The organism is Methyloversatilis sp. (assembly GCF_030696805.1).
In the GTDB taxonomy this organism is placed as follows: domain Bacteria; phylum Pseudomonadota; class Gammaproteobacteria; order Burkholderiales; family Rhodocyclaceae; genus Methyloversatilis.
Genome location: NZ_JAUYRO010000075.1, coordinates 1 through 3,247, shown reverse-complemented (window position 1 = coordinate 3,247; position 3,247 = coordinate 1). Strand labels below are relative to the sequence as shown.

Annotated in this window: 2 protein-coding genes; both read right to left on the bottom strand. The window is 69.4% G+C overall.

Translation table 11 applies throughout. From position 1 onward, the window contains the following. On the bottom strand, positions 1–2,313 hold a 2,313-nt coding region (locus tag Q8R75_RS12500), incomplete at its 3' end, for an HAD-IC family P-type ATPase (RefSeq protein WP_305663688.1). Between the two features lie 402 nt (positions 2,314–2,715). After that, positions 2,716–3,247, bottom strand: a 532-nt coding sequence (locus Q8R75_RS12495; RefSeq protein WP_305663687.1) for a helix-turn-helix domain-containing protein, incomplete at its 5' end; no start/stop codon positions are given.

The following is a 3,247-nucleotide window of genomic DNA, read 5'->3' as shown; positions in this document are numbered from 1 at the left end:
GGGCCGGCGCGGCGGCCGCGTCATCACGTCGGCCTCGGTCGGTTCGAAGGCCAGCACCATGGCCAGGCCGATCGAGCTGACCATGTTCACCCACAGGATCTGCGCCGGCAGGATTGGCAGGGCGATGCCCAGCAGCACGGCCAGCAGCAGTGTCAGCGACTCGCCGCCGTTGACGGGCAGCAGGAAGGTCACCGTCTTGCGCAGGTTGGTGTAGACGGTGCGGCCTTCTTCGACGGCATGCGCGATGGAGGCGAAGTTGTCGTCGGCCAGCACGATGGAGCCTGCCTGCTTGGCGGCCTCGGTGCCCTTCATGCCCATCGCCACGCCGACATCGGCTTGCTTCAGCGCCGGGGCGTCGTTGACGCCATCGCCGGTCATGGCCACCACCTGGCCCTCGGCCTGCAGGGCACGCACCAGGCGCAGCTTGTGCTCGGGGCTGGCACGTGCGAAGACGGTCGTCTCGATCGCCAGGCGGCGCAGCGCCAGGTCGTCGCAGGCCTCGACCTCGGCGCCGGTGGCGGCTTTCACGTCGCCGCCGCCCAGGCCGATCTGGCGCGCGATCGCGCTGGCCGTCACGGCGTGGTCGCCGGTGATCATCTTCACCTCGATGCCGGCGGCGCGGCACTGCGCCACGGCGCGGATCGCCTCGTCGCGCGGCGGATCGATGATGCCCACCAGGCCGAGCAGGGTCAGCCCCTTTTGCACGTCGCCAAGCACCAGGCGTGCGTGGTCCGACGGCAGAACGCGCCGCGCCAGCGCCAGCACGCGCCGGCCCGCAGCGGCTTGCTCATCGACCCGGGTGTGCCAGGCGGCGGCGTCGAAGGCTTGTTCGCGGCCCTGGTCATCGAACTGCGCCGCGCACATGGTGAACACCCGTTCGGGGGCCCCCTTGACGAACACCAAGTTGCCTGCACCCGGGGTTGTACCTGGGGCATGCAGCGTGGCCATGTAGCGGTGCTCCGACTCGAACGGGATCACGTCCAGCCGCGGCTGCTGCGCCGCCAGCGCGGCGAGGTCGAAGCCGGCCTTGCGTGCCAGCGTCAGCAGCGCGCCTTCGGTGGCGTCGCCGGTCACGGTCCACTGACCAGCACCTCCAACTGGCCCGGTCTGCTCACGCAGGCTGGCGTCGTTGCACAGCGCGCCGGCTTGCGCTAGGTCGCGCACCGCAGGCGGCCAGCCGGCGCACGGGCCGTCGACCGTCTCCAGCCCACCGTGCGGGGCATACCCTGCGCCCTGCACGGTGAAGCAGCCCTCGGCCAGCACCACCTGCTGCACGGTCATCTCATTGCGGGTGAGGGTGCCGGTCTTGTCCGAGCAGATCACGGTCACCGAGCCCAGCGTCTCGACGGCCGGCAGGCGGCGGATCACCGCATGGCGCCTGGCCATGCGCTGCACTCCGATGGCCAGCGTGATGGTCATGATTGCGGGCAGTCCCTCGGGTATGGCGGCCACCGCCAGACCCACCGCAGCCATGAACATGTCGATGGCGGCGTAGTCGCGCACCAGCGTGCCAAAGCCGAACAGCAGCGCCGCCGTCGCCATGATCACCAAGCTCAGCACGCGGCCGAAATCGCTCATCTTGCGCAGCAGCGGGGTGGTGACGGCCTGCACCTCCTCCAGCAGGCGCCCGATACGGCCGATCTCGGTGCGCGCACCGGTGGCCACCACCACGGCGCGGGCCTGGCCCTGGGTGACCATGGTCGCGGCGTAGGCCATGCCCAAGCGGTCGCCGATGGGCGCCGCCTCGTCCACCTCAGCGGTGTCCTTGTCCACGGGCACCGACTCGCCCGTCAGCGCGGCCTCGTCGATGCGCAGGTTGCGCGCCTGCAGCAGCCGCAGGTCGGCCGGCACGCGGTCGCCCGAGGCGAGCAGAACGATGTCCCCGGGCACCAGGTCGGTGGCGTCGATGTCATGCTGCGCGCCGTCGCGCAGCACCAGTGCGCGCGGCGAGAGCATGCGGCGGATGGCTTGCAGCGCGCGTTCGGCCTTGCCTTCCTGCACGAAGCCGATCACGGCGTTGAGCACCACCACTGCGACTATGACCCCGGTGTCGACCCAATGCCCCAGCAAGGCGGTGATGCTGGCTGCGCCCAGCAGCAGGTAGATCAGCAGGTTGTGGAACTGCAGTGCCAGGCGCCACATGGGGTGGGTCGGTTTCACCTCGGCCAGGCGGTTGGGCCCGTGCTCGGCCCGGCGGCGCGCCACGGAGGCTGCCGCCAGCCCGGCCGTCGCATCGGTTTGCAGGCGCTCCATCACCTGCATGGCGTCCAGGGCATGCCAAGCAGCGTCGGGTTTCGGGGCAGGCGGGGTCATGTGGGCAATCCGGAATTCATCGGCAGCGTCATCGCTACATTGGACTGTACCCGCCCATGCGCACCTTGATAGCCGGCAATTCATGCTGATCGCCCACACGTTCGGCGCGCACATCGGCCTGTTCCAACTGGGCAGGTGGCTGTGGACCAATGGGCTGCGGTTGCCCGCAGGCCTGCCTTTGCGGGAGATGCTGGCGCACTCCTGCGGTGGAGCCGATCCATCTTGGTACTGACCTAAGCCCGGCGTCCGTGATGACCGCAGCCGCACTCTGTCAGCAGGCGCAGCGCAAGTGCACTGCAGCCGCGCGCGATCGGATTCCCGAAGCGGCCCTGACGAACGGCCTGCCCATCGACTGGTCCTTTGGGTCTTCGCTGATCGAACTGCCGCGGCATTCCGGCGTTATCACGCGACGCATCGCAGCCGTCGACCTTCCGCAGCAGAGGCCCGGACCGTGAGGTCGGGTGCCACCGCCTGGGGCCTCGGGCGATGAGTTCGATGGGGTGCGCCTTCCAACTGGCAGGTGCTGCACGCCAGGGCCGCGAGGCGGTCCATGTCGAGGATTGCGATGGCGCGGTTTTCGACACGCACGCACTCCCGCAGCGAGCTTGAACCGAAGGAACGACTGACCGTCTCATGCGCGATGCCCAGGTAGCGGGCGATGTCACGCCGACCCATGGGCAGGTGGAAGAGGCGCGGTGATTGCCCCCGGGCGGCCATGTGCAGCGACTGCTGCATGAGAAAGCGGGCCATGCGCACCTCGGCAGCCATGGGAGCCATCAGCGCGATCTGTTCGTCGCGCCGTGACAACTGGCGGCTGAGCGCGAAGTGCAAGGCGCGATCGAACCCTCTGATGCGTTGGCCGAGCGCGGACAGATCCCGGACCGGTACCGCGTAGACGGTCACATCCTCGAGCGCGATCGCAGAGGTCGGATGT